The organism is Heminiphilus faecis, assembly GCF_008728965.1.
Taxonomy (GTDB): domain Bacteria; phylum Bacteroidota; class Bacteroidia; order Bacteroidales; family Muribaculaceae; genus Muribaculum; species Muribaculum faecis.
Map to the genome: position 1 here is coordinate 1 of NZ_VSMC01000007.1, position 25,838 is coordinate 25,838.

The window sequence follows — 25,838 nt, forward strand, 5'->3', positions numbered from 1 at the left end:
ACAAAAAATCTCTAATAACTCTTGTGTTAAGCGGTTAATGTTATTTGGGCCAAAAGGGTCAATCATATTATGGCCAAAGGGGTGAATTCTGTTTGGCCAAAAGGGTCAAAGTAGAGTGGCTTTTCCAGATGCAAAGTTACTTCGGGAAAAGGAGGTGCATCTATGATAACTCCGGGATAGAGTTGGGATAAGTGTAGGATAAAAAACGCTTGATTTTCTAAAATCCGCAATAATTCATCGTTGAATAACAGCGACTTATACAAATACTCTTAATGAATGTTAAAGTAGAAATTTGTGGAAATTTTTTTGAAAATCTCACGTCAGGACACAGCGAGTGCCGTCCGAGCATTCCCGAACGGCACTCGCAAGAGGCTTATGGAATGTTCAGCTTAGAAATCGAGATTGCCGAGGTTTTTGGAAAGAATGTCCATATCCTTTCCGATTTTGTCGGCGGTAATTCTCGCGTAGATCTGTGTGGTCTGGATATTTGTGTGGCCGAGCATCTTTGATACCGACTCGATGGGCACTCCACGGCCGAGGGTCATGGTAGTGGCGAAGGTGTGCCGGGCGAGATGGAACGTCAGGTTCTTCTCGATGCCACAGATGTCGGCTATCTCCTTCAGATAGCAGTTGAGCTTCTGATTGGTGATTATCGGCATGAGCTGGCCGTCGGTGTAGCAGCCCTCATATTTGTTGAGGATTTTCAGGGCCGGCGGAAGTAGGGGTACCATTACCTTCGTGTTGGTCTTCTGACGGTGGGTGACTATCCACAAGCGACCGTCGAACATCTTCTGGATGTTGTCGACACGGAGGTGGGCGAGGTCGATGTATGCCAGCCCGGTGAAGCAGGCGAAGATGAAGATGTCGCGCACCTGTTCCAGTCGCTTGGAGGCAAACTCTTTCTGCATCATCTTGCAAAGCTCGTCTTCGGTAAGATAGCCACGGTCAACACGCTCGATGGAGATTTTGTAGCCGTTGAAGGGGTCAACGGTTATCAGTCCGGCGCGGATGGCTTTGTTGATTACCTGCTTGAAGAACTTCATGCACTTGTAGGTGGTGTTCTGCGAGTATTTATACTCGGTACGGAGGAAGAACTCCAAGTCCACGATGAACTGATACTTTATCTCTCTCAGGGGAATGTCGGTGATATTGTACTTCTTCTTCATGAACTCCACCACGCGGCGGTACATTCTTTCGTACTTGCGGTAGGTGGGGTCGGCTTTGCTGAGTCCGACGAGCTTCTTGGTGTCCTCCAGATGCTGCTCATAGAGTTTCAGGAGTGATTCCTCCCGCTGGGTGATGCCCATGTAGGCGTTGCGCACCATTTCTACGGTAACGTAGCCGTGACGACGCTGGATGTCATAGAAATGATTGGTCAGAATAGTCTGAATATCCTGAAGATGGTTATTGATCTCAAAAGACTTGGATGAACGACCGGTGGCTTTACCGGCTTTCCCATCCCATCTTTCTGGCTCGCAAACCAATTTTGTGCTCCAGTCCTGTCTTTCTCCGTCAATAGACACGCGCACGATGATGGCGGATGTACCATCCTTGTTGACATGATTGCTTCGGAGATAGAACAGAATCTTAAATGTGTTCTGTTTCATCTTACATTTGGATTTGGTGGTTATGATTGCGCAGGGTTTTTACCCCCTTGCAAAATTCATAACGAGTTAAACTTAATTTTGCTTAGACTCACCTCGGCCAATAGAGGACGAATAGCGGACATGATGTCCTGCGTATTCTGACGGAGTGCATGGGAATAGAAAATTAGGTATCAAATGTAAGCTTCGGACTATGCCACCGGACTCCATTTCTTGTGTGCCATCAGATGTCCGATTTTGGCCGCTATTTTCCGACTTATGTCAGAGTTTCGGTTTCGTAAAGTGCTGCACAAAACATAGTTACGACACTTACTGCTACACAACTGCTACATTTGGCATCTCACGATTTTTGTGTAGCAGATTTGCAACCAATGGGTGTCTTGTTCAGTCTTTTTTCTGTCCGATGACGGTCCTGAGTCGTCATTTTTAGGCATTAAAAAACCGCACAATAAGTTGATATTGTGCGGTTTAGTCTTGTTTAGACTTTTGTTGGCCGGAATCTGTCCGACCCGTCAAGTGGAGCTGGAGGGGATTGAACCCTCGTCCAAACGTGGAACTAATGAGCTTTCTACATGCTTAGTCTTGACTTGATTGTAGGGCGCCGACAGGATCAAGACCACCAACCGTCGCCTTAGCCTTTAAGATTTCGGAAGCCGCGCAAGGCTCTTGGCTTCCTATTTCCGATTTATCTGCACCGCCTTGTCGATCCGTCTCGGAAAAAGGACAATCGGGCGATGTCTTGTCTCCACCACTGTGGCGGAGATTAAGCTAATCTACTGTACTTCGATTAAGCAGCAAGAGCGTAGTTGTTTTCGCCATTTAAAATTGTGATGTCCCAGATTATAGAGCGTAGCCATCATTGCTCTGCATGCTTACACACCACCTCTACACGCTGTCAAAGCCGGTCAGCCCCGTATAAGTGCGATAAGCCCGCAAATTTAAGCAAAACATCCGGAAATGGCAATAGGCAATCGCCAATGCCGGATGTTTTTAACCTATTTTACCAGACCAATCTGTCGCAGTGCTGTATATTTGTCAGGCAGTACGGGCATGGTGCCATTCTGAGTGCATACATATATATACCAGTATTTCGACGGCTACAAGGTGAGCTTCCGCCACATCGCATTTTTTGAGTAATGACGAGATGAACGCTGCAGTGAATGAGTCGCCGGCCCGACGCCGGACGTGTCAACTGGTGCAGGCGGTTCTGTGTATCGCCCGAGTCATCAGACATGTATCATGGATGGCCGTGGGGAGCCTCGCAACTCGACTGGCAGATAATACGTTACGCCGACTTCCTTCTCTACAAGGCCGAGGCCCTTATCGAGATTGGCGAAGATCTTGACGAAGCCAGTGCTATAATCAACCAGATACGCCAATGTGCCATGAACAGCTTTTACGTCAAAGACTTCAATGATTCCGCATAAAAATGCGGCTAATTGTAAAATAGGATTATATCCGGCGGCGGGGTGGACGCAGGACTATGCGCGCAAGGCTCTGCGTACAGAAATGCGGCTTGAAAAAGCCCTTGAAGGTGAATGCTATTTCGACCTTGTGCGCTGTGGTATGGCCAAAGAGACTATGACGGCACAAAGCGGGTCCACATTCAAAATAATGTGGGCCCGCTGCACTTTATAGGCACTTTTTATTTTGAAGCCTTGAAATTAAAAATCGGACGGATTATGGTGTCGATGGTGACTGTGTCGCCTATATTGGCGATTATCTCCGAGGCGGGCTTGTACACCATAGGCGATTCATCGCGGGTGAAGTCGTTGACCGACTCGGAGTATATGCCGGTCATTGATGCTTCGAAATCCGCCATTGTTATCTTTTCATAAGCCTGTGTGCGGCTCAATACCCGGCCGGCTCCGTGGGGTGCCGAGCAATTCCAGTCGGGATTGCCCTTGCCTGTGCATAGCAGAGATCCGTCACGCATATTCAGCGGTATGATGCAACGCTCACCTTCGGCAGCCGATATCGACCCCTTGCGTATGATGTTGTCATCGCTGATATAGTTGTGGACCGATTCAAACTCTTCCGAGACTTCAACGCCTGTAAAAAACTTCATTAGCAGAAGAGATATGAGTTTGCGGTTGAGCACGGCCCACTTCTGGCACAGGCGCATGTCATGGAGGTATTGCCCGCGGGCTTCACCTTCGACATAGCATAGAGCGGCCGGCAGCAGAGGCTCGGCCTCCTTATACTCTTTATGCATCTTCTTGATTACGTCCTGTAATTCCGAACGGCGTCCGGCTGCTTTGTATTCCTCGATAGTGCGGCTGACAGCAGCTTCAAATTCATCGGCTCCCGCGGTTAGGTGCCTGACGGCCTTTGCCTGATAAATCTCCGCCACCTGCTTGCCGAGATTGCGTGAACCGGTGTGGATTACAAGATATATGTTGTCCTCATCGTCCTTGTCAAGCTCGATGAAGTGATTGCCTCCGCCAAGTGACCCTATGGCTTTCTTGATGCGTCCGGAGTCTTTAAGTTCACGATAGCAGTACAGTTCAGTGACAAGCCGCTTGGCCTCGCGATAAATGTCCATTTCCTCTCCTACGAGAGGTTTGAAGCCGAAACGGTCCTCGCGTACAATCATGCCCGACGGCACATTTGCGCGTATATGTTCATTGAATGCGTGGAAGTCGATGTCGGCGAGTTGGCCGAGTTTCAGGATGCGCATGCCGCATCCTATGTCGACGCCCACAATGTTTGGAATGACCTTGTCGCCGAGGTCGCCTGTGAACCCGATTACACACCCTGCTCCTGCATGAACGTCGGGCATGATGCGTATTTTCCTGTCGGCAAATACGTCGATTGACAGCAGCGTCCTGATCTGCTCCAAGGCGTTCTCTTCAATGTTGTCTGTGAAAATCTTCACGTCGTATCCGTCAATGGTCTTCATGATTTTGAGTTTATTTGGTTTATACTAAATGGTGGTTTGCCACTCCTTACGCCGACAAAGTTAGATAGCCGTTGCGCAACCATTTTGCGCACCTGTAATTATTTTTCAGATATTTATTTTTTTTTCGGGATGCCAGCAAAATCACAGCGGAGTTAGCGAATAATCTATGTACATCTTGACTTATTAAATCTGTACTACAATGTCATGAACCATAATCCATACTTTTGACGGCGGCGAAGAGGTTTTGTGCCGTTGTTCGGAGTCGTATTTTCCCTGCATTGAGGAGGGTATTCAGAAAATCGTTTAAATATAAGCCTACTCCTCAGGCCGAAGCCCGTAATTGGAGCTGGCGCGGCTGATGCTTTCGGCTACCTTTGCGCGAAATTCCGGCGGAGCCATGACTTCGGCATGGCCGCCATAGCCGAGTATCAGGCGCTCCAGCTCGTTGTTGATCACTACTTTCAGCGACAGCAGTATGCTGCCGTCGTGAAGCCGTTGCTCGACTTTCTGCGATTTGTGGAAGGGTTTGGACTCGACATATGGTGCCTGCTGCCGGTCAATCTTGACGACTACGCGCTTCGCCTTGTCACCTATTTGACGTGTCACCCCTATTGTGTCGTCAAAAAAGTGCTCGGCGTCGAAAGCCACGCATTTTCTGAAAGGATGCTCCTTGTCAATCTTGACGCAATGGATGCGGTCAAGAGCAAATATATTGACTTTCGGAGTGCGGTTGGAGGCTTTCTCCGCAATCAGAAACCATCGGTTGCGATACTCTTTCAGCAGATACGGATATACTGTCAATGCCTCCGGTTGTTGTGCCTTGAACGACTGATACTCGATGATTATGGTCTGGTGTTTGCGTACCGCGTCATATATAATGCCTATAAACTGCGCTCCACGATAGTCGTGAACATGTTCCATGTCCATGGCCGGTGGATTTGAGCCGGTATGCCGTGAAATCTGCTCGTTGAGTTTGCTTATGGTGTCGATCGACGATGCCAACTGCGGAAAGCACTGAAGCTGACGCAGGATGTCGAGAGCCGAATTGAGAGCGTCAAGACCTTCGTCATTCAGCGGCAGATGGGTGATGCTGTAGTCAGGATCTTCATACTCGTAATACTTGTTGTCGCGCACAACGATCGGAGCATTGTAGCCCAGACGGTCGCTGCGCATCAGCGCGAGGTCGTTCTGGAATGTTCGGCGGCTTATAGGGCAGATGCGTCCCTCATACTCTGCCAAAGCATCGGTGCAGGCATCGATCAGGTCGTTGATGGTCCACCGCCTGTGGTGGTTTTGCAGGCACCGGTCGATGGTTGATATGCGTATAAGAGTGGCTCTGTTGAGTGGCATGACAATGTATTTTTGCAAAAATAATCATTTTATCCATAGGCCCATAGATGGTCTGCAGGATTATTTACCGATTATTTATGCTTATGCCGGAGTGCTGGCTACAATAGCATCGAGGCCACACGACGGAGCGCGGTTATGAATGCGTCGCACTCTTCTTTGGTGTTATATAGCGCAAATGAGGCCCGTACAGTGCCCTCTATGCCGAGGCGGTGCATAAGCGGTTCCGCACAGTGATGGCCGGTGCGCACGGCTATGCCGAGTTTGTCAAGCAACATGCCGGTATCGTAGTGGTGGGCGTTGCCGATAAGAAAAGATATTATGGCATCCTTGCCCGGAGCGGTACCGAATATGCGCATGCCGGGTATCTCCATCATGCGGGCTGTGGTGTATTCGAGCAATTCTTTTTCATGAGCGGCGATGCGTTCCATACCTATGCCGTTTATATAGTCTATGGCCGTGCGAAGAGCCGATATGCCGACGAAATCGGGGGTGCCCGCTTCAAACTTGAACGGAAGCTCGGCGAATGTCGTGTGTTCAAACGTGACGTTGCCGATCATTTCTCCTCCGCCTTGATATGGAGGCATTTTTTCAAGCAGTTCCTTCTTGCCGTAAAGTACGCCTACTCCTGTTGGGCCATACATTTTGTGCGATGAGAATGCATAAAAATCGCAATCGAGGCCGATGACGTCGACACGCTGATGGGCCACGGCCTGAGCGCCGTCGACAAGTACGGGCACTCCGTGGCGGTGCGCCTCCGCGATAATTTCCTTGACCGGATTGACAGAGCCGAGCACATTGCTAACATGGGTCACTGACACAAAAGCCGTATGTTCATTAAAGAGCCGGCGATAGGCATCCATGTCGAGAACTCCGGAGTCATCCATGGGTATGACCTTTATAGTGATGCGCTTGCGGCGCTGCAGCAACTGCCACGGTACTATGTTGGAGTGGTGCTCCATCACGCTGAGTATGATCTCGTCGCCGTCATGCAGCATGTCGCCCCACGACGAGGCTACAAGATTTATAGCTTCGGTGGTGCCGCGGGTAAAGATGATTTCCTGTATTGACGATGCGTTTATGTACTCTTTCACGGAGCGGCGCGCCGCCTCCTGAAGTTCGGTCATCTCCTGCGAAAGCAGGTGTACGCCTCTGTGCACGTTGGCCTTTGTATTGTAATATGCCTTGATTATATCGTCGATCACACAGGATGGAGTCTGTGATGTGGCTGTATTGTCCAGATATATGAGCGGATGCTTGTATACCGCTCTGTCAAGAGCAGGGAAGTCATGTCGCAGAGCCGACAGGTCATAAGTCTCTTTCATAGCTGACATCAATAGGCTGTTATTGAAGAGAAGTTGTGTCGATACATGCACCCGAACAGTCGCCGCAGAACGATGACTGACCGTGGAAACGCTTCTCGACAAGCATGCGCAGACGCTCGCGCAAGCCGTCCATACGCACGGTGTCGATCACTTCGGCCATGAAAGCTTCCATGAGCATGGTCCGCGCGGTCTTTTCAGAAATGCCTCTCGAACGCATATAGAACAAAGCGTCCTGATCGAGTTGTCCGGTAGTGGCTCCGTGGCTGCACTTGACGTCGTCGCAGTATATAAGCAGCTGCGGTTTGGTGTGCATGCGGGCGGCTGATGAAGCGAGCAGGTTGCGGTCGCTTTGATAAGCTTCCGTGAAACATGCGCCCTCGTCGACGCGTATACATCCTTCAAAAGCACCTGTCGATTCGTTGTCAAGCACATACTTGAACAGCTGACGGCTGTGACAGTGTGTGCCTGTATGCACCACCACCGAACTGTTGTCGATGTGCTGACGGCCCGAGCCGATCGCCATTCCGGTGAGCAGAGTGTCGCATCCGTCACCGGTAATGTCAATGAAGTAGTCGTTGCGGGTCGTGCCGCAGGTAAGCGTCATGCCGTTGACAAGAAGCGAAGAACCGCTATCCTGACTGGCGAATATCTGAGAGTGGCGTGCGGTATTTTCAGATGACTCCTCAAGGTCATAATAATCGAGCCGGCTGTCGCGACCGAGTACGATCTCAGTCACCTGTAGGGCAAGATAGTTCTGGCCGCAGTCCTGAGTGTGGTCGCAGCCGAGCAGTTGTACCGAAGCGCTGTCGCCGACCACGACAAGCATGCGGCGTACGGCCATAAGCGGTGTCGGTGAGCTGAATATGTTGACAAGTTGAAGCGGTTTTTCGACCTTTACTCCGGCTGGTACGTAGACAAACACTCCGTCCTGTGCTAAAAGCGTATTGAGGGCGACGGGTACGTTATCGGTCGATGCGATTCGTCCATAATAAGGAGCGACAAGCTCCGGGTATAGTTCGGCAGCTTTTTTCAACGACATGTACAATACCCCGTCGGGCAACTTCTCGTCCAGATTCTTGGATGGATGAAACTCGTCGTTTACGACTACACCGAGCAGGGTGCTCATGTTAGGCACTCCGCAACGGAATGATGCCGCTACATTGACCGGAATACCCACACGGTTGAAGTTAAGTCCGTAATCGGCCGCCATCATGTCGTCGACCGACGTCTTCTCATAACCTTCGTCGCCGAGTACGGGCAGGCGCCGGCCTTCAAGCGAAGCAAGGGCACGCGGCCGCGCGGCGTTCATGACCGGCGCCGAATGTGCGTCGATAGCCTCGCTGTTTTCGCGGTATATATCGATATATTGTTCAAGACTGTTCATAATGTCAGTTTTCATTGTTTTGCTTGATCCAGTCATAGCCCTTTTCTTCCAGTTCAAGAGCCAGTTCCGGTCCGCCGGTCTTTACGATGCGTCCTTTGTAAAGCACATGCACATAGTCGGGTTTTATATAGTCGAGAAGCCGCTGGTAGTGGGTGATGACGATAGTGGCGTTACGGTCGGTCTTAAGTTTGTTTACACCGCCGGCCACTATGCGCAGAGCGTCTATGTCAAGGCCAGAGTCGGTCTCGTCAAGTATCGACAGCCGCGGTTCGAGCACGGCCATCTGAAATATTTCGTTGCGTTTTTTTTCGCCGCCTGAAAAACCCTCGTTGACCGAGCGAGAGGCAAGTTTGTTGTCGAGTTCGACTATGGCGCGTTTCTGTCTCATCAGTTTCAGGAAGTCGCTGGCCGACAGAGGCGCCTCGTCGAAATATTTGCGTTTTTCGTTGACTGCGGCACGCATGAAGTTGACCATGGACACACCGGGTATCTCTACCGGATACTGAAATGACAGGAACAATCCTTCGTGACTGCGGTCCTCGGGCGACAGCTCAAGCAGACGTGTGCCGTGGAAGTCAACTTCCCCCGCGGTAACCGAGTAGCCGGGAGCGCCTGCGAGCACCATCGACAGAGTCGACTTACCCGAACCGTTAGGGCCCATTATAGCGTGAACTTCGCCTTCGCGCACCTGAAGGTCGATACCTTTCAAAATCTCTTTACCGTCGACCGAAGCATGGAGGTCGCGTATGTCAAGCAATATATTGTTATCCATTTGGGTTGTTATTTATGCATTGTGAAAAGTGTGTTATCCTACCGAGCCTTCGAGGGTTACCTGAAGCAGACGCTGCGCCTCGACTGCAAACTCCATAGGGAGCTTGTTCATGACCTCTTTTGCATATCCGTTGACTATAAGCCCTATGGCGTCTTCGGTAGGTATGCCGCGCTGATTGCAGTAAAATATCTGGTCCTCGCTTATCTTCGATGTCGTAGCCTCATGCTCGACAACGGCGGTATCGTTAAGTACATCGATATAGGGGAATGTATGCGCACCGCAAGTCGAGCTGAGCAACAGGCTGTCGCACTGTGTATAATTGCGGCAACCGTCGGCTTTGGGCACGACCTTGACAAGTCCGCGGTAGGAGTTCTGACTGTGTCCGGCCGATATGCCCTTGCTGACTATCGTCGAGCGGGAGTTGCGCCCTACATGTATCATTTTGGTGCCGGTGTCGGCCTGCTGGTAGTTTTTTGTGACAGCCACAGAGTAAAATTCGCCGACCGAACCTTCGCCCTGAAGTATGCAGCTGGGATACTTCCATGTTATGGCAGAGCCGGTCTCCACCTGCGTCCATGACAGTTTGGAGTAGTCGCCACGGCACAGACCTCGTTTGGTGACAAAGTTGTATACACCTCCGTTGCCGTCCTTGTCGCCGGCATACCAGTTCTGGACAGTGGAATACTTGACTTCGGCGCGGTCCTCGACAACAATCTCCACTATGGCAGCATGGAGCTGGTTCTCGTCGCGCATGGGAGCGGTGCACCCTTCAAGATAACTTACATAAGCGTCATCATCGGCCACGATAAGAGTACGTTCAAACTGGCCGGTACCCGCGGCGTTAATGCGGAAATATGTCGACAGTTCCATAGGACACCGCACACCTTTCGGTATGTAGACAAAAGAGCCGTCGGAGAAGACCGCCGAGTTCAATGCGGCAAAGAAGTTGTCGCGGTAGCCTACAACAGTACCGAGATAACGTCGTACGAGATCGGGATAATCCTTTACCGCTTCAGAGAATGAGCAGAATATGACTCCGAGCTCGGCCAGTTTTTCTTTATGTGTGGTTTTTACCGACACAGAGTCCATGACTGCGTCAACTGCCATTCCTGCAAATGCTTTCTGCTCTTCAAGCGGTATGCCGAGTTTGTCAAATGTCTCAAGAAGCTGCGGGTCCACTTCGTCGAGGCTTTTGGGCCCCTCTTTCTTCTTCGGGGCGGCGTAGTAGCTTATGGCCTGATAGTCAATGGGCGGAATGTCGAGGTGCGCCCATTCGGGCATCTTGAGTGTGAGCCAGTGACGATACGCCTTGAGTCTAAACTCAAGCAGCCACTCTGGCTCATGCTTCTTGGCCGATATAAGCCTTATGACATCTTCGTTAAGTCCCTGCGGTATGACGTCGGTGTCTATATCGGTTACAAAACCGTATTTGTATTCACTGCCGGTGACGTCGCTTATTATGTCGTCGCCGGGAAGCTGTTGTCTTTTATCTTGATTGTCTTCAGTCATTTCCTTTTTGTTATTCTGTCCGGTATTAACAACTACCGGTTTTGTAAAGTTGTACCGTTAAAATATATTGGCCACCTCACCGCTTATATGGTCTGAGACCACACCGAACAGTTCAGGAGCCAACCTTATCACGTAGTTAAACAATTTGCCGCCCATGAGAGCCGAGGAGGTGAACACCGGACTTTCCGGAGCTATGATGTGCCATAGATTGAGCAGTATACTCACGATAAGCAACCATTTAAAAACTCCGAATACAGCTCCGAGCAGATGATCGAGCCATCCTACCATAAGGGCGTGAGTGAGTTTGTGGGCAAGTGAGGCCAATGCCCCGACCGAGAAATACACCAAAAGATAGATGATTACCGCGGCTACGACAACTGCCGCGGTGCTGTCGGTAAATGTCGACGGGAACCAACCGATAAGCACGTTGGCGAAGTCGCGTGAAAACAGGCGACACGCAATAATGCCCAATATCAGACCGCCCAATGATGCTATCTGGCGCACAAGCCCTTTGTAAAGCCCGTAAGCAAGAGCTATGCCTATTACAGCCAGCAGAAAAATGTCAATTGCATTCACGACGTGATATTATGATTTTAACAAGTGCAAAATTACTAATTTTTCGTCATATCCCGACCAGCCAATACATTAATATTATATATGTCTTAAACCTGAACATAAAAAACAAGAGTGTACCGAATGGATTGCTTCGATACACTCTTCGTTGGTTAAGCAGATTGTTTATTGCCACACCGACGTGTCGGCATTCGGGTTGACCATCAGTTGCGGCTGTGCAGGTGCTTCGTCGCAGTTGTATATCAATGCCGTCAACGAAAGCGGACCTTGCGCCCCGGTTATGTGGACGGCTTCGATGTCGGCGGTTGCCGACGGCCCGGTATAGAATGAGCCGTATTGATGATCGCGGAGTTTGATGTTGGCATAGGCCTCATGCAGACCGCCGAATATGCGCTTGCTGTCAAGAAACACAAACAGCCGGCGTGACAACAGAGCACATGCGGCATGCCCGAGACTGTCGTCTGTCACCCATATCGACCCCATTTCACCCACTCCGAGTTCACCTTCGGTGACGCAAGTCTCTATACGGTGGGCATTATGCAGGTCCGCCAGCTCCTCCTCGGGTATATTGCCGGCGACATCTTTGGCTGAAGAGTAGATTATATTCTTTGACGCATCCATTTCGGGCTGTTTTCCGAGCCATGCTATAGCATCGGCACGTGTCTTGAACGTCACCGCTTTTCCGTCGAAACTCAGCAGATGGCTGATGAAATTTTCTGTCGGATTACCGGAATATCCGTACATCGGCACATCGGGCAGCGGGTGTAATGCGGGTTTACCGGCTCTTATGCGAGCGAGTATCTGATCTTTTACTTCTTGCTGATCCATAATCGTAAACACTTATTTATTGTTTATTGTCCGAGGTGCCGGCAGCATCCTCTTCGGGCTTTATGACACGTCTGTAGTACTGACGGAATGTCTCTTGCGGAGGTTCCGGATCCTTATGCTCCTTGGCCCACGGATTGAGAGGCGACTCCGCTATCGACTCGGGAATGTTGCGCAGCGCCCATAGCCCCATTTTCTCGGCAATAGCAAGATTGGTGCTGCTTTTAAGCAAGGGCTCCGCCATACCCTCTTCAAGATTGTGCGACAGCTGACCATAACCGTGCCTGACAACTTCCGAACGCCAGAAAAACACCAGTTCCGGTATAGGTACCTTAACCGGACACACATCGCCGCATGATCCGCAATGGGTGCACGAATAAGGCAGTCGGGCATATTTGTAAAGGTCATAACTCGGTTCGAGCACAATGCCGATGGGTCCCATGTAAATGGCATCATAACTGATGCCGGAGGTGCGGCGGAATACCGGACATGTATTCATACATGCTCCACATCTTATGCACTTCAGCACGGGCCAATATTCTTTGGCTGCCAAACGCTCGCTTCGTCCGTTGTCGAGAATGACAAGGTGCATCTCCTGTCCTTTCCTCGGACCGTGGTAGTGCGATGTATATTGTGTCATATCAAGCCCAAGCGCACTGCGCGACAGCAGACGTATGAACAGCGGCAGGTCGCTCTGACGGGGTATGAGCTTTTCGAGGCCCATTGTCGCCACATATAGCGGCGGCAGATTTGCGCTTATATCGGCATTTCCTTCATTGGTGCATACTACTATGCCGCCGGTCTCGGCTATGCCGAAATTCACTCCCGACATACCGGCGTCGACCTTTACATACCTCTTGCGCATATCGGCACGCATCACACTGTTGAGATAGTGCGGGTCGTCAATGTCTTTGTCAGAACCGAGTGTGCGGGCAAAAAGGTCGGCGACGTCGCTGCGCAGTTTGTGTATGGCCGGCATGACTATATGTGACGGACGCTGATTGTCGAGCTGCTGTATTCTCTCACCTAAATCGGCCTCGTTGATTTCGATGCCGTGCTTGCCCATGAACTCGCGCATTCCGCACTCGTCCATAGTCATGGATTTGCCTTTTGTGACTACTTTCACATTGTGGTCGCGAAATATCTTCAATATAATCTCGTTGTGTTCTTCGGCGTTACGGGCCCAATGTACATGAATACCGTTGGCCTCTGCATTGGCCACGAACTGCTCAAGATATTTATCAAGATTGGAAAGTGTATGAAGTTTTATCTGTGACGCCAATTCTCGCATCTCCTCCCATTCCGGTATGGATGCCGCTACTTTGTCGCGCCTCATGCGGGCAGCCCATAAGCAACGGTCGTGCATCTCGCGGTGGTCGCGTTTTGCTATATACTCGGCTCCGAGCTTAACTTGATTTACCTGTTTCATGGCTTTGCATCTCCATTTAAAATTTCAGTAATATAAAACATTTTCAGGTCAAGACCGTTTTTACGGGCTATGGTCTGCTGGTGAAGCATACAGGACATGTCCTGCGATGTCACATATTTGAAGCCGTTTCTTGTATAGTCGCTGACCTTGTCACGGCCCTGTTGACCGGAGCACTCCGGATCCCAGATAGCATAAGTGCCGCCGAAACCGCAGCATTCGTCACGTCTTGTAGCATAGCCCACCTCAATGCCGTCAACAAGTCTGAGAAGATCGGCACATTTATCAAACGGCTTGATCATCAGTTCGGAAGGGCGTGCTTCATTTAAATAACGGAGTGAGTGGCATCCGTTATGCAAAGCCACGCGGTAGGGAAAACGAGGTTTACCGGGAAGTTCCGTGATTTTCAATACGTCATGTAAAAATTCTACGGGATCATGTACGGTACTGCGGAAGTGTACAACTTCAGGAGTCTGCTCGACTCCGGTGAAATGGTCGCGGAACTGGTCAGTACATATACCTGAAGGCACCACTACGTAATCATATCCTTTATCGGCAACGTAAGGTGCAATTCCCTTTTCAAGGGTACACGAGTGCTTGATGTAGCCCATATCGAGCTCCGGTAGGCCGCAACAGGCTCCCCGCTCGATGAATTCCACATCAAGGCCCAGTTTTTTCAGGAGTCCGTAAGTGGAGATGGCTGCCTGCGGATGTATAGCATCAATATAGCAAGGCACGAAAAAACCAATCTTCATATTAGTATAATTTTTAGTTATAGAGAGTGTACTTATTTAGTAGGTGCAGTTATGTCAGGTGCTAATAGTAATTTATCATATTTTAAACATTAATAATATCTGCTTTGTTTTATTAAGCATAAAATATTTAATTTTTACAAACGTCTTCAAAGCTATCAGATTCGCTCCAAGCCTACATATAATTCACTAATAAATTCTATTCACAATGGACACTCCAAACCTGCAATTTGAAAAGGATTACTCGTCGCCGCTTATCTCAAGATGGTGGATACTTGTACTCGCATTTGTGCTTATCTATGGCTTTGCAGTGCTGATTACCGTCACGTACAAAGCGTATGACGGCAGGCCGCCAATTCCCGAAACCGTCACTGATAGTGAAGGCAATCTGCTCTTTACCGGCAACGACATACGCGAAGGTCAATCCGTATTTCTGCGTTACGGACTTCATGACAACGGCTCGGTATGGGGACACGGCGCATATCTCGGTCCTGACTTCTCAGCCGATTATCTGCATCAGGTGGCTATGGCGACACGGGAGTTAAACCCCGGCAAATCAACTGAACAAATCAACAAAATCGCCAAGACCAATCGATATGACTCCGCTACCGGGCGTCTTGTCTTGGATAATGCTCAGACATCCGTTTTCGCAGAGGCACCTGACTATTGGAAAGAATACCTGAGCGACCCGTCAAACAACGGCGGTCTACAGCGCAACCTTATCACGGACCGGGCCGAGCTGCATAAGCTGAGTGCTTTTTTTGCTTGGTCGGCATGGGCATGCTCGGCCAACCGCCCCGGCGAAGACTACTCTTATACCAACAACTTCCCTTACGAGCCGGAGATAGGGCAAGGCCCCTCTGACCCGCTCATAGTATGGAGTGTGGCGTCGCTTATCTTCTTGCTTGTCGGAATCGGAGCCTGCATGTGGTTTGCAGGACGTGACAAGGAGGCCGACTGGAAAGCCGCATCGCCGGCATTCCCGGCTATGACAGCCGACGGCGAACAGCCCGCATCGGTAAGGGGATTGCTGAAATTTGTAGTCATTGTAGGTTTACTGCTGCTCGGTCAGACTTTAGTCGGCGGCGCAGTAGCGCACTATCGTGCCGACCCGGGATCGTTCTACGGTCTTGACCTGTCATCGGTGTTTCCCAGCCAGCTTGTAAGGACATGGCACATACAACTTGCCATACTTTGGATTGCCACCGGGTTTGTTATCGGCGGTCTGATAATATCGCGTATATTCGGAGGCAAAGAGTGGAAAGGGCTCATGCAGATGACTTATTTCCTGTTTGGGGCATTCGGAGTGGTCATATTCGGCTCGCTATTAGCTGAATGGGCAGGCCTTGCCGGATGGTGGGGCAACGGCGACGGTTCCTTCTGGCTCGGCAGTCAGGGATGGGAGTACATCGAAATGGGCCGCGGCTTCCAGCTGCTGATGATTGTCGGCTTCCTTGTATGGGCATATGTATTGATACGCAACACGATGCCGGCGCTGAAAGTGCCCGGTAAGAGATTTCTCGGATGGCTCTTCCTCATATTTGCCATATGCGTTCCCGTATTCTACATTCCGGCCATATTCTTTGACGACATGACCAACTATACGGTTGTTGACACATGGCGCTTCTGGGTCATACATCTATGGGTTGAAGGATTCTTTGAGGCTTTCGCTACTACTATGGTAGCGATGGTATTTGTGGAGATGGGTATTGTAAGCCGTGAAAGAGCTTCAAAAATAATAATTCTCGAAGCCATACTGACATTTATGGGTGGTATAATCGGCACGGGACACCACTGGTATTTCGAAGGTCAGAGCACATTCAATATGGCCGTGTCATCATGCTTCTCCGCTATGGAGGTCGTGCCTCTTGTGCTGCTATGTCTTGAAGGATGGCGTTTTTACCGCGCTTCCCGTACTGGAGGAGAGCCGGGTCTCGCACAACAGCACAAGTGGATATTCAATTTCTTTATGTCGGTAGGTTTCTGGAACTTCATTGGAGCCGGCGTATTCGGTTTCCTTATCAATATGCCTATCGTAAGCTATTTTGAAATAGGCACCTATCTCACTCCTAACCACGGTCATGCGGCAATGTTCGGTGTATTCGGCTTCCTGTCGCTGGGAATGTGCGTTTACGCCATGCGCAAGAATACCGATGACGCCCAGTGGTCAAAAATCAAACCTTGGATCAAATGCTCGTTCTATGGTTTCAATATCGGACTGGCCATGATGATCGTACTGAGTCTGCTCCCGTCGGGTTTCATACAGCTTTGGGATGTAATACACAACGGATACTGGCATGCACGCTCGATTGAGTTTGTCACCGGCGATGCCATGAGCACTACAGGGTGGATGCGTATGCCGGGCGATGTGGTATTCATATTGTTCGGAGCCGTACCCTTCTTCATCGGAGCATGCAAGGCATGGTGGCTCAACTGGCAAAAACGTCACGCGCTAAAAGCTTGATTAAATGAATTTAGGCTGTTAATAAACGCCCTCTAAACTTGTGTAAAATAAAAACACGGACATGTATACCATGCTGTCCGTGTTTTTATGTGTTTGGACGTATTATAGTTATTTTAAACTCTTTATCTTATTATGTGCGTGCACCACGCGGAGCAGAGTCGAAAGACCACCGCAATATGGTATTGTTTCGCTACAGACCTATGCGGATTTAAATAAAAAAGAATACGTGAGATACATTGCCATTATCTTTGGTTGAGTATCCTGAGAAAATCAAGAGTGAATAAGCAAGCGTTTCTGAATCAAAAGTATTAAGCTACATGTTTTCGGGTATCGCAATAATTAAAAGGTCATTAAATGGTTTCTTATATCGGCATTGCGTTAAAATATTATGTTTGGCTTGAGTCTTTCAGACTCAAAATTTGGTCGGGCTCCCGGTTCCGGGCACTGCGTACCCGGCTAACGACAGCATGCGACTTTCAGTCGCTGCACGTTGTTTCCACGCTGATCGGGTTGCTGACTTTCGGTCGCTGCACGTTGTTTCCACGCTAATCCGGTTGCTGACTTTCAGTCGCCGCACGTTGTTTCCACGCTGATACGGTTGCTGACTTTCAGTCGCTGCACGTTGTTTCCACGCTGATACGGTTGCTGACTTTCAGTCGCCGCACGTTGTTTCCACGCTGATACGGTTGCCGACTTTCAGTCGCTGCACGTTGTTTCCACGCTGATACGGTTGCTGACTTTCAGTCGCCGCACGTTGTTTCCACGCTGATCCGGTTGCTGACTTTCAGTCACTGCACGTTGTTTCCACGCTGATCCGGTTGCTGACTTTCAGTCGCCGCACGTTGTTTCCACGCTGATCTGGTTGCTGACTTTCAGTCGCTGCACGTTGTTTCCACGCTGATCTGGTTGCTGACTTTCAGTCGCCGCACGTTGTTTCCACGCTGATCTGGTTGCTGACTTTCAGTCGCTGCACGTTGTTTCCACGCTGATCCGGTTGCTGACTTTCAGTCGCTGCACGTTGTTTCCACGCTGATCTGGTTGCTGACTTTCAGTCGCTGCACGTTGTTTCCACGCTGATACGGTTGCTGACTTTCAGTCGCTGCACGTTGTTTCCACGCTGATCCGGTTACTGACTTTCAGTTGCCGTTCCACCTCCCCACAGGCATCCGGGACGACTGAAAGTCGTCTGCTGCCCGTTAGCCGGGGACAAGACGGCCTTTGGTCGGCGCAGTCTCCGGTATGGATTCCCATCTCTCTTGCGGAGTCTGTTTAAGACTCCCGCTCTCCCATTTTATATTAGATTTTTGTAAATGCGACTGACAACCGTTTTTTTCATTTATCGGATTTTGGTCGATTGTAAAAAACGGGAGGCTGCAGCATAAGCAGCCTCCCGTCGGTGATTTTATTCTTGAGCTATCGTTGTTAGTCGATGAGTTCGTCGGCTTTGTAACCGCCCATTTCGCGAATAGCGTTCTTGAGCATTACGTACTGTTCGAAGAGGTTGTTTACAGGCACTTCGTCCTTGGTGTAGTCGTGCATAGGGCTCTTGAGGAAGAAGCTCAGGAAGCGCTGTGTGCCGTAACGTCCGCAGCGTGCCGCCAAGTCAGAAAGTAAGCACAGGTCGAGACACAAGGGAGCGGCGAGGATAGAATCGCGGCAGAGGAAGTTGATCTTGATCTGCATCGGATAGCCCATCCAGCCGAAGATGTCGATGTTGTCCCATCCCTCTTTGTTGTCGTTGCGCGGGGGATAGTAGTTGATGCGTACTTTGTGGTAGTAATCGGTGTACAGGTCGGGCTGCTTTTCGGGCACGAGGATTGACTCGAGCGTAGAGAGCTTGCTGACCTCTTTGGTGCGGAAGTTGGCGGGCTCGTCAAGCACAAGACCGTCGCGGTTGCCGAGGATGTTGGTTGAGAACCATCCGGCGAGTCCGAGGCAACGTACTCCGATGATGGGGGCAAAGCCTGATTTTACAAGTGTCTGGCCGGTCTTGAAGTCCTTGCCGGCAATAGGCATCTTGGTCTTTTCGGCAAGTTCCCACATGGCGGGTATGTCAACAGTGGTGTTGGGAGCGCCCATGATGAAAGGAGCACCTTCGGTAAGGGCTGCGTAAGCGTAGCACATCGAGGGAGCGATGTGTTCGCGGTCATCTTCCTTCATGGCCTTTTCGAGGTCGGCGAGGTTATAGTGGATCTGTTCGTTTACAGGAACGTAGACTTCAGTCGAAGCAGCCCAGAGTACAACTATGCGTGAGCAGCCGTTGGCTTCCTTGAACTCGCGAATGTCTTTCTTGAGCTCCTGTACCATGTCCCAGCGGGTCTTGCAGTCCTTGACGTTGTCACCGTCAAGACGGCTGGCGTAGTTATGGTCGAAAGCAGCCTTCATGGGCTTGATGTTTTCGAGTTCGTCCTTTACGGGGTTGATATCTTTTTCTTTAAGAACCTCGCAGTTTATGGCTGATTCGTAAGCGTTGGCCGGATATACGTCCCATGCGCCAAATACGATGTCGCTGAGGTCGGCGATAGGAACAATCTGATTGTATTTAAGATATTTTTTGTCGGCGCCTTCACCTACTCTCATTATGTCGTACTGTGTCATAGAGCCTACGGGCTTGGCAAGGCCTTTGCGGGCCATCAATACACCGGTGATAAATGTAGAACTTACAGCACCGAGTCCTACAACGAGAATGCCAAGTTTACCTTCGGCCTTCTTTACGTCATTCTGGTTCATGTTTGTGATAGTAAATTAAATTCTTATATTAGTTATACTTCTTTCACTACGATGATTCTCTCTTTCAAAGGGAAAATCGCGTAAAAGTAGTCTTAATTTTTCAAACGTAAAAAGATTTTTCAGCTAACTTTTATTATTTTTCGTGAAGAATAATTAAAAATAAGCCTTTTTAGTTTAAATGGGTTAATAATAAATGTGATATATGGAGCGTTTGTTAAAATGCTATAATGCTACCTCGGGCAGGTCGGCAAGGCTTTTTATGATTGCCGGGTGCATGACTGCGTCTTCATCGGCGGTCCAGCCTTTTCCTTTGAGCCAAGCCACTTTACAGCCTATGCTTTCGGCCGGAACTATGTCCTTTTTATAAGAATCGCCGACAACAAGTACTTCCGACGGATTTAGGCCAAGTGCCTCCACGCCGAGGGCGAATATGCGCGGGTCGGGTTTGCGTACACCAACTACAGCGCTCTCTATGATGCTGCGGAAGTAGCGGAGCAGATCGAAGTCGGAGAGTACCGACTCGATGTTGCCGTAAAAGTTGCTGACGAGCACCATGGGATAGCTGCCGGCGAGACGGTCAAGTATGGGGCGCGCTTCTTCTACACATTCACGGGCGCGTTCATAGCAATAACTGGCAATGTCGGGTGCGAGGAGTTCGGCTTCCGATGTCTTTATGAACGACTTGTCGGCAAGATAGCCGAGCTCAATCTTCATTTTTTTTAGCAGAAGGTCGTAGAAGTTATCGTCGGGGAGTATGTGGGGAGTCTTGGCGAGTTCGCGTTCGGCATAAACGTATGCGTCACGAAATGCAGATTTGTCTATGTCCACGCCGGAGGCGCGGTATCCGTCCCATATGACTTCGCTCCAGTGGGTGCCGCGGCTGTCTATCGTGCCGCCGTAGTCAAATATAATGCCTTTTATGTCAGTATTTGCCATCTTTCAATTGGTTTGTAAACGTCTTGCATATCTTTTCGTGCCGAATTACCATATATATAAGGAGAATATTGAGCACTGTCAGCTCAAAGGCGAAGTATAGCCATGGCATCTGCAGAAACAGCGATGTAAACAGGGCTATCGTGCGCCAGTTGAATGACAATATGTTGGTGTATTTCATCAACGGCAGACTCTTGATGCGGAATGCATCGCGGAACGACTGCGGAACGACTCCGTCGGGGAAACGCCTGCGCAATTCGGCACGGAGTTCCTGCATGGAGCGGGTGGTGGCTTCCTGATTTACCGTATAGTTGGTGTAGAACGTCATTGTGAGCTTTTTCCAGAAGTTGCGGCTCCATGACAGTTCGGCAAGTTTCTTTTTCAGATTGTCGGCATTTTCCAGTTCGCTGCCCTCCTCGCCTTTAAGGAAGTACAGGTGAAACTGCCGGTAATAATCGGCCATGGCCGCCTGTTTGGCATGACATATGCCGGTCACCACGGCTATGACCCATATGAGCCACGGGTGAGCCATGAAAAATTCGGAACTGTAGTTCTCGCGCAGACATATGGCTACGTATATGGTGGCAAACCACAGGTCGCCGCTAAGTCCGTCAAGTATGCGTCCTATGCGTGAGTACTGCCGGGTCATGCGTGCGAGCTGTCCGTCGGCCGAGTCAAACGAGTTGGCCCATACAAGCAGGAGCATGCCGGCGACATTGATCCACATGTCATTGAAGTAAAATGCTATGCCTGCGCCAATGCCGAGAAATATCGATGCTATGGTTATGGCGTTGGGGGTGACTCCGAGTTTTTTTGCGAGGCATGCCCATGCATATCCTATTGGCCGGTAAAAAGCCAGATCGATATGTTCCTCGGTGTCCATCGACTTCAGGGTGTCGCGGTAGTTGGTCGAGGCCGGTTTATTGTCGTTGTTCATCGTGCGGTCTATTTACGGTCCTTGATGGTGTTGAGTATGCACTTTGCTATGTAAGGGGCGGCTTCCTGACGACACGGAGCGAAGCTGGGCCAGTCGTTGAAGTCGATGATGCGTATGGTGCCGTCGGGGCTTACTATGCAGTCGCCTCCGTAGATCTTCACGTCAAGTGCTTCGCCGGCGCGCCGGCATATGTCGCGCAGGTTGTCCTTGTCGAAACCGATGCCCTGCGACTTTCCGTTGATGGCTTCGTGGCCGTATTTAGAGTGACCGGCATCGAAAGGATAGAACCAAAAGAAAAACGAAGTATCCTGAACGCCGTAAAACTTTATGAGGTCGCCTTCGAGATGACGGTTTATTACAGCCCGTTTTATGCCGCGCAGGAAATACTCCTGAAGCACTTCCTGTGCTTCCTCGGGGTGGCGTACGTAGCTTACGTCCTCCTTGTGCATGGCGTGGAAGTCGCCGCGTTTTATCCAGCATCGGGTGAAATTGCCTTTTTTCAGTGCGGCGGTCACCCCCTCGTTCGTATTCACGATAAGGCTTTCAGGATACGGTATGCCAGAGCCTACAAGAATACGGGTCATGCGCTCGCGGGTGCAGTTCTCTATGCCGTAGCCCGAGTTTATGACAAGCGCACCCTCGTCCTCGCGTTTCTGCAGCAGGTGTATGGATTTCATTTCGCGGCACATGTTGATTATGATATCCTCTTTGACCTCGCCTGCTATGAACTGCTCCTCGCTGTAGATGCTTACTATGCACCCGCGCTTGCGCAGCTGGTCGGCGGTGGCGTTGAATATGGCCGCGTCGTTTCCTATATGATTGGGCGAGTATGCTCCGGCTCTCATGATGCCGGCGATTTTTATATCTGTCATGATTGGTTGTAGTGTATGGTCGGTTTTGTTATATTGGCCGGTGGACCGCGTTGCCTGTCAGTCGCCGTTGATAAACTTCTCGGCTGTGGCTATGTCGCCTGCATGGTCCACATCGACTATCTTCTTGAAAGGGCATGCTTTCAGCTTCAGACCGCCTTCGACGAGCGAGCGCTGGTAGTTGCGCATGCGGCTTACGCCTTTGGCCATGCAGCTGTCGAGTATGTCGAGCGCGGGAGGTGTGAGGCCGTATATGCCACCTGATATGTACTTCACTCCGTCCCACGGATTGTCGCGAAATGCGGTTATAGTCATGTTGGCGTCGACATCTATGTACAACGGTTTCTCGTCATCTATAAATGAGGTGACGGCCATATATCCGTCTGCGTCGTCGCTTTCTTCGAATGCTTTTACATAGTCGGCAAACTCTTCCTGACGGAATATTGTGTCGACGGTGGTGAGTATGAATTTGCCGGTTGAGGGGAACTCGCGGCTTACCTCTCTGAAAGAGTGCATGGAACTCGGAGTCGATTTGACGACGAGATTGAACGGTACGGGCAACTCAAGTCCTTCGAGATAGCTGCGTACTTCGGTCATCTGTTCGTTTACGATAACAGACAGCGATTCCGGATTGCACGACATCATTATGTCGATCAGACGCTTTATCATGGGCACTCCGTTGAGTAGTACAAGAGGCTTGGGGCGTGCCACCCCTTCCTGTGCGAGCCGCGATCCCTCGCCGGCGGCAATTATGGCGTAGTTCATGCTTCGTGAGTGAGGGGGTTATTGTTCGGTGTCGTCTTTTGTCAGGTCAAGCACCACGTTGTCCTTGCCTTTCTCGAAGTACTGCTTGCGCAGCGGATTGCGCCGTGCACGCGAGTAGTTTATGCGGTTGCGGTATACGTCGATAGCCATATATATGGCCTGACGCATGGACTCGGGTGATGCCAAACCTTTGCCTGCTATGTCAAAACCGGTACCGTGGTCGGGCGATGTGCGCACAAACGGCAATCCGGCGGTGAAGTTGACGCCGTAGTCCATGGCCAGAGTCTTGAACGGGGCAAGGCCTTGGTCGTGATACATGGCGAGTATGCCGTCAAACTTCGTGTAGGCGTCGGAACCGAAGAAGCCGTCGGCGGCATAGGGTCCGAAAGCCAGCACCTTCTCTTGCCGCGCCTCCTCGATGGCTGGTGATATTATGTCTTTTTCCTCGTTGCCGAGCAGCCCGTTTTCGCCGGAGTGGGGATTGAGCGACAGTACGGCTATGCGGGGAGCGTCGATGGCGAAGTCGCGTTTCAGCGACAGGTTGAATATCCCGAGTTTCTCTTTAATGGCATCTTTTGTTATGGCCGCGGCCACTTTGGCTATGGGCAGGTGTGTTGTCACGAGTGCCACTCTTATCTCGTCGGTACACAGCACCATGAGGCTTTTGTCGCCGTCGCCGAGCGATGCTTCGAGGTACTCGGTATGACCCGGGAAGTGGAATGTGTCGCTGTGTATGGTGTCTTTGTTTATGGGGGCTGTCACGAGTACGTCTATATCTCCGGCGCGAAGGTCGGTCACGGCACGTTCGAGAGCGGCAAACGCTGCTTCGCCGGCTGTTTTCGACGCTACTCCGGGCTCTATCTTTGTGTCCTCGGGCACTACGTTTATTATGTTGACCTCGCCGTCGCGAGTCTCTTCGGGCGATTGTATCTGCACCATATTGAACTGGGGCAGGTCGGCGCCTTTGCGGTAGTACGACGCTATTTTGGCCGAGCCGTATATGACGGGAGTGCATAATTCGGTCATGCGCTGGTCTTCGAGGGCCTTTAAAATCACCTCGTAGCCTATGCCGTTTATGTCGCCGTGGGTGATGCCTATCTTTATTTTTCTATTGTCTTTCATTGCAATTTATTGAAATATACCGCTAAATTACAAATAATCCCACACATACACATAACTTTTATGAAATTACGCCTTGACCTGCGAGTACATCCATGCTATTTCCTCGGCCCAGATGTCCCAGTCGGGAGTCTCGAGAATGAGCGGAATGCCTTCCATGCGCTGGTCCTGCATGAGCATCGTGAAAAGAGTGTGACCTATGGCTCCCTTGCCGAGGCTCTCATGGCGGTCCACACGTGAGCCGAGACCCTTTTTGCTGTCGTTGATGTGCATGGCTGACAGGTATTGCATGCCTACCGTGTCGTCAAATTCCTTCCATGCCGCTTCGTAGCCTTCGGGGGTGGCCAAGTCATAGCCGGCGGCGAAGGCGTGGCATGTATCGATACATACTCCTACGCGCGACTTGTCGTGAACCTTGTCGATAATACGGGCGAGGTGGTGGAAGGTAAACCCGAGATTGGTGCCTTGTCCGGCGGTATTCTCTATGACCGCTTTTACGCCGGTGGTATTGTCAAGGGTCATGTTGATAGACTCGGCTATAAGGTCGAGGCAGTCGTCGGCCGCGATGAGATTGAGGTGGCTGCCCGGATGAAAGTTAAGCATGGTTAAGCCGAGTTGTTCGCAGCGGCGAAATTCGTCGAGAAATGCCTCTCGCGACTGGGCGAGCTTGGCGGCGTCGGCCTGTCCGAGATTTATAAGGTAACTGTCGTGAGGCAATATCTGTGCCGGAGTGTAGCCGCACTCCTCGCAGTTTTTCTTGAACGCTTCGGCTTCCTTGTCGGATATCTCTTTGGATTTCCAGCGCGACGGATTGCGGGTAAACAGCGCAAATGCTTCGGCTCCTATGGCACGGGCGTTGAGGGGCGCTTTGCTTACTCCGCCCTCTACCGACACGTGTGCTCCTACATATTTCATATCGTTATCGAGTCTTGTGTTAATGATTGTTTTTTGAACAGTTCAGAATGGGAACCTAACCTGAGCAAGGCAATAGTATCGGTCTCCTCATTGAACCAAATTAATAAAAAATCGCCCTCTATATGACATTCAAAGCATCCTTTGTATTCTCCGATCAGCTCATGAAGCCTGTATCTCTCCGGAAGTTTTATCTCATTCTTGAGCATCCGTAGAACTTCATTGAGGGCTTTTAGCTTTTGGGGTTGATTAAGAATACGCTTTAAGTCTTTCTTAAATTGGCCGGTGTATCTTAGCTCTATCATAAACCTATTGAGCCAAGCATGGATTCTACGCTTGACGTGTCAACCGGTCCGTCAAGTTTACCTGATTTTGCCTCTTTTAATGCGGCCTTGGTCGTCTCGTTAGGCTCATGATAAACTGCGTCGAGCAGAAGACATTCTACATAATTGTTCAAACTGCGACGATCTTTGGCTGCAAGTTCTTTTAAGGCGTCAAGAAGATAAACAGGCAGACGGAATACATGGGCTTTCTTTTCAAGTGCTAAATCCATATTGATATTATTTAGTATACAAAATTAATACATTGTGTAATCAAAAACAAGCTATGTCGGATTAAAGTTGCTTTTCCCGAATATAAAAAAGGAGAGGACGCGGCTTGTGTCGCTCCGCGTCCTCTCCGATGCAATGA

General features: G+C 50.2%; 23 protein-coding genes and 1 other RNA gene. 3 read left to right on the forward strand and 21 right to left on the reverse strand.

Going from position 1 to position 25,838, the window contains the following annotated elements; all coding sequences use genetic code 11:
• Positions 1-389 precede the first annotated feature (389 nt).
• Both FW767_RS04155 and ssrA read right to left on the reverse strand, forming a co-directional pair.
• Positions 390-1,607 carry a site-specific integrase gene (locus FW767_RS04155; protein WP_150980362.1) on the reverse strand — a complete coding sequence of 406 codons (1,218 nt, stop codon included), beginning with the start codon at positions 1,605-1,607 and terminating at the stop codon, positions 390-392.
• Positions 1,608-2,118: 511 nt separating this feature from the next.
• Positions 2,119-2,517: a transfer-messenger RNA gene (gene ssrA, locus FW767_RS04160) on the reverse strand.
• 247 nt (positions 2,518-2,764) lie between these two features.
• Between ssrA and FW767_RS13300 the strand changes: the two genes are divergently transcribed.
• Positions 2,765-3,031: a RagB/SusD family nutrient uptake outer membrane protein gene (locus tag FW767_RS13300; RefSeq protein ID WP_369863490.1), complete on the forward strand. Its 267-nt coding sequence runs from the start codon at positions 2,765-2,767 to the stop codon at positions 3,029-3,031.
• Positions 3,018-3,242, forward strand: coding sequence for a hypothetical protein (locus tag FW767_RS13305; RefSeq protein WP_235898028.1), 225 nt, complete (start codon positions 3,018-3,020; stop codon positions 3,240-3,242). Before FW767_RS13300 ends, FW767_RS13305 begins: the two co-directional genes overlap by 14 nt.
• Positions 3,243-3,249: 7 nt before the next feature.
• Here the strand turns inward: FW767_RS13305 and FW767_RS04170 are convergent, their stop codons facing one another.
• From FW767_RS04170 to FW767_RS04215, 10 genes are all read right to left on the reverse strand, one after another.
• A complete protein-coding gene (locus FW767_RS04170) occupies positions 3,250-4,506 on the reverse strand; it encodes an RtcB family protein (RefSeq protein WP_121698622.1) in 1,257 nt (418 codons plus the stop codon).
• Between the two features lie 315 nt (positions 4,507-4,821).
• Complete coding sequence (locus tag FW767_RS04175) at positions 4,822-5,856, reverse strand: helix-turn-helix transcriptional regulator (RefSeq protein WP_121698623.1); 1,035 nt, start codon at positions 5,854-5,856, stop codon at positions 4,822-4,824.
• Between the two features lie 98 nt (positions 5,857-5,954).
• Positions 5,955-7,187: an aminotransferase class V-fold PLP-dependent enzyme gene (locus tag FW767_RS04180; RefSeq protein ID WP_235898030.1), complete on the reverse strand. Its 1,233-nt coding sequence runs from the start codon at positions 7,185-7,187 to the stop codon at positions 5,955-5,957.
• A 10-nt stretch (positions 7,188-7,197) separates the two neighbouring features.
• Positions 7,198-8,577, reverse strand: a complete 1,380-nt coding sequence (sufD, locus tag FW767_RS04185; RefSeq protein ID WP_235898031.1) for a Fe-S cluster assembly protein SufD — start codon at positions 8,575-8,577, stop codon at positions 7,198-7,200.
• Positions 8,567-9,319, reverse strand: a complete 753-nt coding sequence (gene sufC, locus FW767_RS04190) for a Fe-S cluster assembly ATPase SufC (protein WP_121698705.1) — start codon at positions 9,317-9,319, stop codon at positions 8,567-8,569. Before sufC ends, sufD begins: the two co-directional genes overlap by 11 nt.
• 48 nt (positions 9,320-9,367) lie before the next feature.
• Positions 9,368-10,843, reverse strand: coding sequence for a Fe-S cluster assembly protein SufB (gene sufB, locus FW767_RS04195; protein ID WP_121698625.1), 1,476 nt, complete (start codon positions 10,841-10,843; stop codon positions 9,368-9,370).
• Positions 10,844-10,900: 57 nt separating this feature from the next.
• The gene (locus tag FW767_RS04200) at positions 10,901-11,419 is read right to left on the reverse strand and encodes a CvpA family protein (protein WP_121698626.1); all 519 of its coding nucleotides are present in this window, start codon (positions 11,417-11,419) and stop codon (positions 10,901-10,903) included.
• 162 nt (positions 11,420-11,581) lie between these two features.
• Positions 11,582-12,244, reverse strand: a complete 663-nt coding sequence (locus FW767_RS04205; protein ID WP_121698627.1) for a LutC/YkgG family protein — start codon at positions 12,242-12,244, stop codon at positions 11,582-11,584.
• A gap of 16 nt (positions 12,245-12,260) precedes the next feature.
• Entirely contained in the window at positions 12,261-13,670 is a 1,410-nt protein-coding gene (locus FW767_RS04210; protein WP_121698628.1) for a lactate utilization protein B, read from the reverse strand.
• Positions 13,667-14,422 (reverse strand): (Fe-S)-binding protein, encoded by a 756-nt coding sequence (locus tag FW767_RS04215; protein ID WP_121698629.1) that lies wholly within the window; start codon positions 14,420-14,422, stop codon positions 13,667-13,669. The genes FW767_RS04210 and FW767_RS04215 overlap by 4 nt, the downstream gene beginning before the upstream one ends.
• Positions 14,423-14,627: 205 nt before the next feature.
• Here FW767_RS04215 and FW767_RS04220 point away from each other — a divergent pair, with 205 nt between their 5' ends.
• Positions 14,628-16,883, forward strand: a complete 2,256-nt coding sequence (locus tag FW767_RS04220; RefSeq protein ID WP_150980365.1) for a nitric-oxide reductase large subunit — start codon at positions 14,628-14,630, stop codon at positions 16,881-16,883.
• 1,422 nt (positions 16,884-18,305) lie between these two features.
• Here FW767_RS04220 and FW767_RS04225 read toward each other — a convergent pair.
• From FW767_RS04225 to FW767_RS04265, 9 genes are all read right to left on the reverse strand, one after another.
• The gene (locus FW767_RS04225) at positions 18,306-19,613 is read right to left on the reverse strand and encodes an inositol-3-phosphate synthase (RefSeq protein ID WP_121698630.1); all 1,308 of its coding nucleotides are present in this window, start codon (positions 19,611-19,613) and stop codon (positions 18,306-18,308) included.
• A 222-nt stretch (positions 19,614-19,835) separates the two neighbouring features.
• Positions 19,836-20,549, reverse strand: coding sequence for an HAD family hydrolase (locus FW767_RS04230; RefSeq protein WP_121698631.1), 714 nt, complete (start codon positions 20,547-20,549; stop codon positions 19,836-19,838).
• Positions 20,536-21,483, reverse strand: a complete 948-nt coding sequence (locus tag FW767_RS04235; RefSeq protein WP_121698632.1) for a CDP-alcohol phosphatidyltransferase family protein — start codon at positions 21,481-21,483, stop codon at positions 20,536-20,538. The genes FW767_RS04230 and FW767_RS04235 overlap by 14 nt, the downstream gene beginning before the upstream one ends.
• An 8-nt stretch (positions 21,484-21,491) precedes the next feature.
• A complete protein-coding gene (locus tag FW767_RS04240; RefSeq protein WP_121698633.1) occupies positions 21,492-22,355 on the reverse strand; it encodes an ATP-grasp domain-containing protein in 864 nt (287 codons plus the stop codon).
• Positions 22,356-22,412: 57 nt separating this feature from the next.
• Positions 22,413-23,117 carry an NTP transferase domain-containing protein gene (locus FW767_RS04245; protein WP_121698634.1) on the reverse strand — a complete coding sequence of 235 codons (705 nt, stop codon included), beginning with the start codon at positions 23,115-23,117 and terminating at the stop codon, positions 22,413-22,415.
• Positions 23,118-23,135: 18 nt separating this feature from the next.
• Positions 23,136-24,239, reverse strand: coding sequence for a 4-hydroxythreonine-4-phosphate dehydrogenase PdxA (gene pdxA / locus FW767_RS04250; RefSeq protein WP_121698635.1), 1,104 nt, complete (start codon positions 24,237-24,239; stop codon positions 23,136-23,138).
• A 66-nt stretch (positions 24,240-24,305) separates the two neighbouring features.
• The gene (nfo, locus tag FW767_RS04255; RefSeq protein ID WP_121698636.1) at positions 24,306-25,151 is read right to left on the reverse strand and encodes a deoxyribonuclease IV; all 846 of its coding nucleotides are present in this window, start codon (positions 25,149-25,151) and stop codon (positions 24,306-24,308) included.
• Positions 25,148-25,453 carry a type II toxin-antitoxin system YafQ family toxin gene (locus FW767_RS04260; RefSeq protein ID WP_121698637.1) on the reverse strand — a complete coding sequence of 102 codons (306 nt, stop codon included), beginning with the start codon at positions 25,451-25,453 and terminating at the stop codon, positions 25,148-25,150. Before FW767_RS04260 ends, nfo begins: the two co-directional genes overlap by 4 nt.
• A complete protein-coding gene (locus tag FW767_RS04265; protein ID WP_121698638.1) occupies positions 25,450-25,701 on the reverse strand; it encodes a toxin-antitoxin system protein in 252 nt (83 codons plus the stop codon). The genes FW767_RS04260 and FW767_RS04265 overlap by 4 nt, the downstream gene beginning before the upstream one ends.
• Positions 25,702-25,838 lie beyond the last annotated feature (137 nt).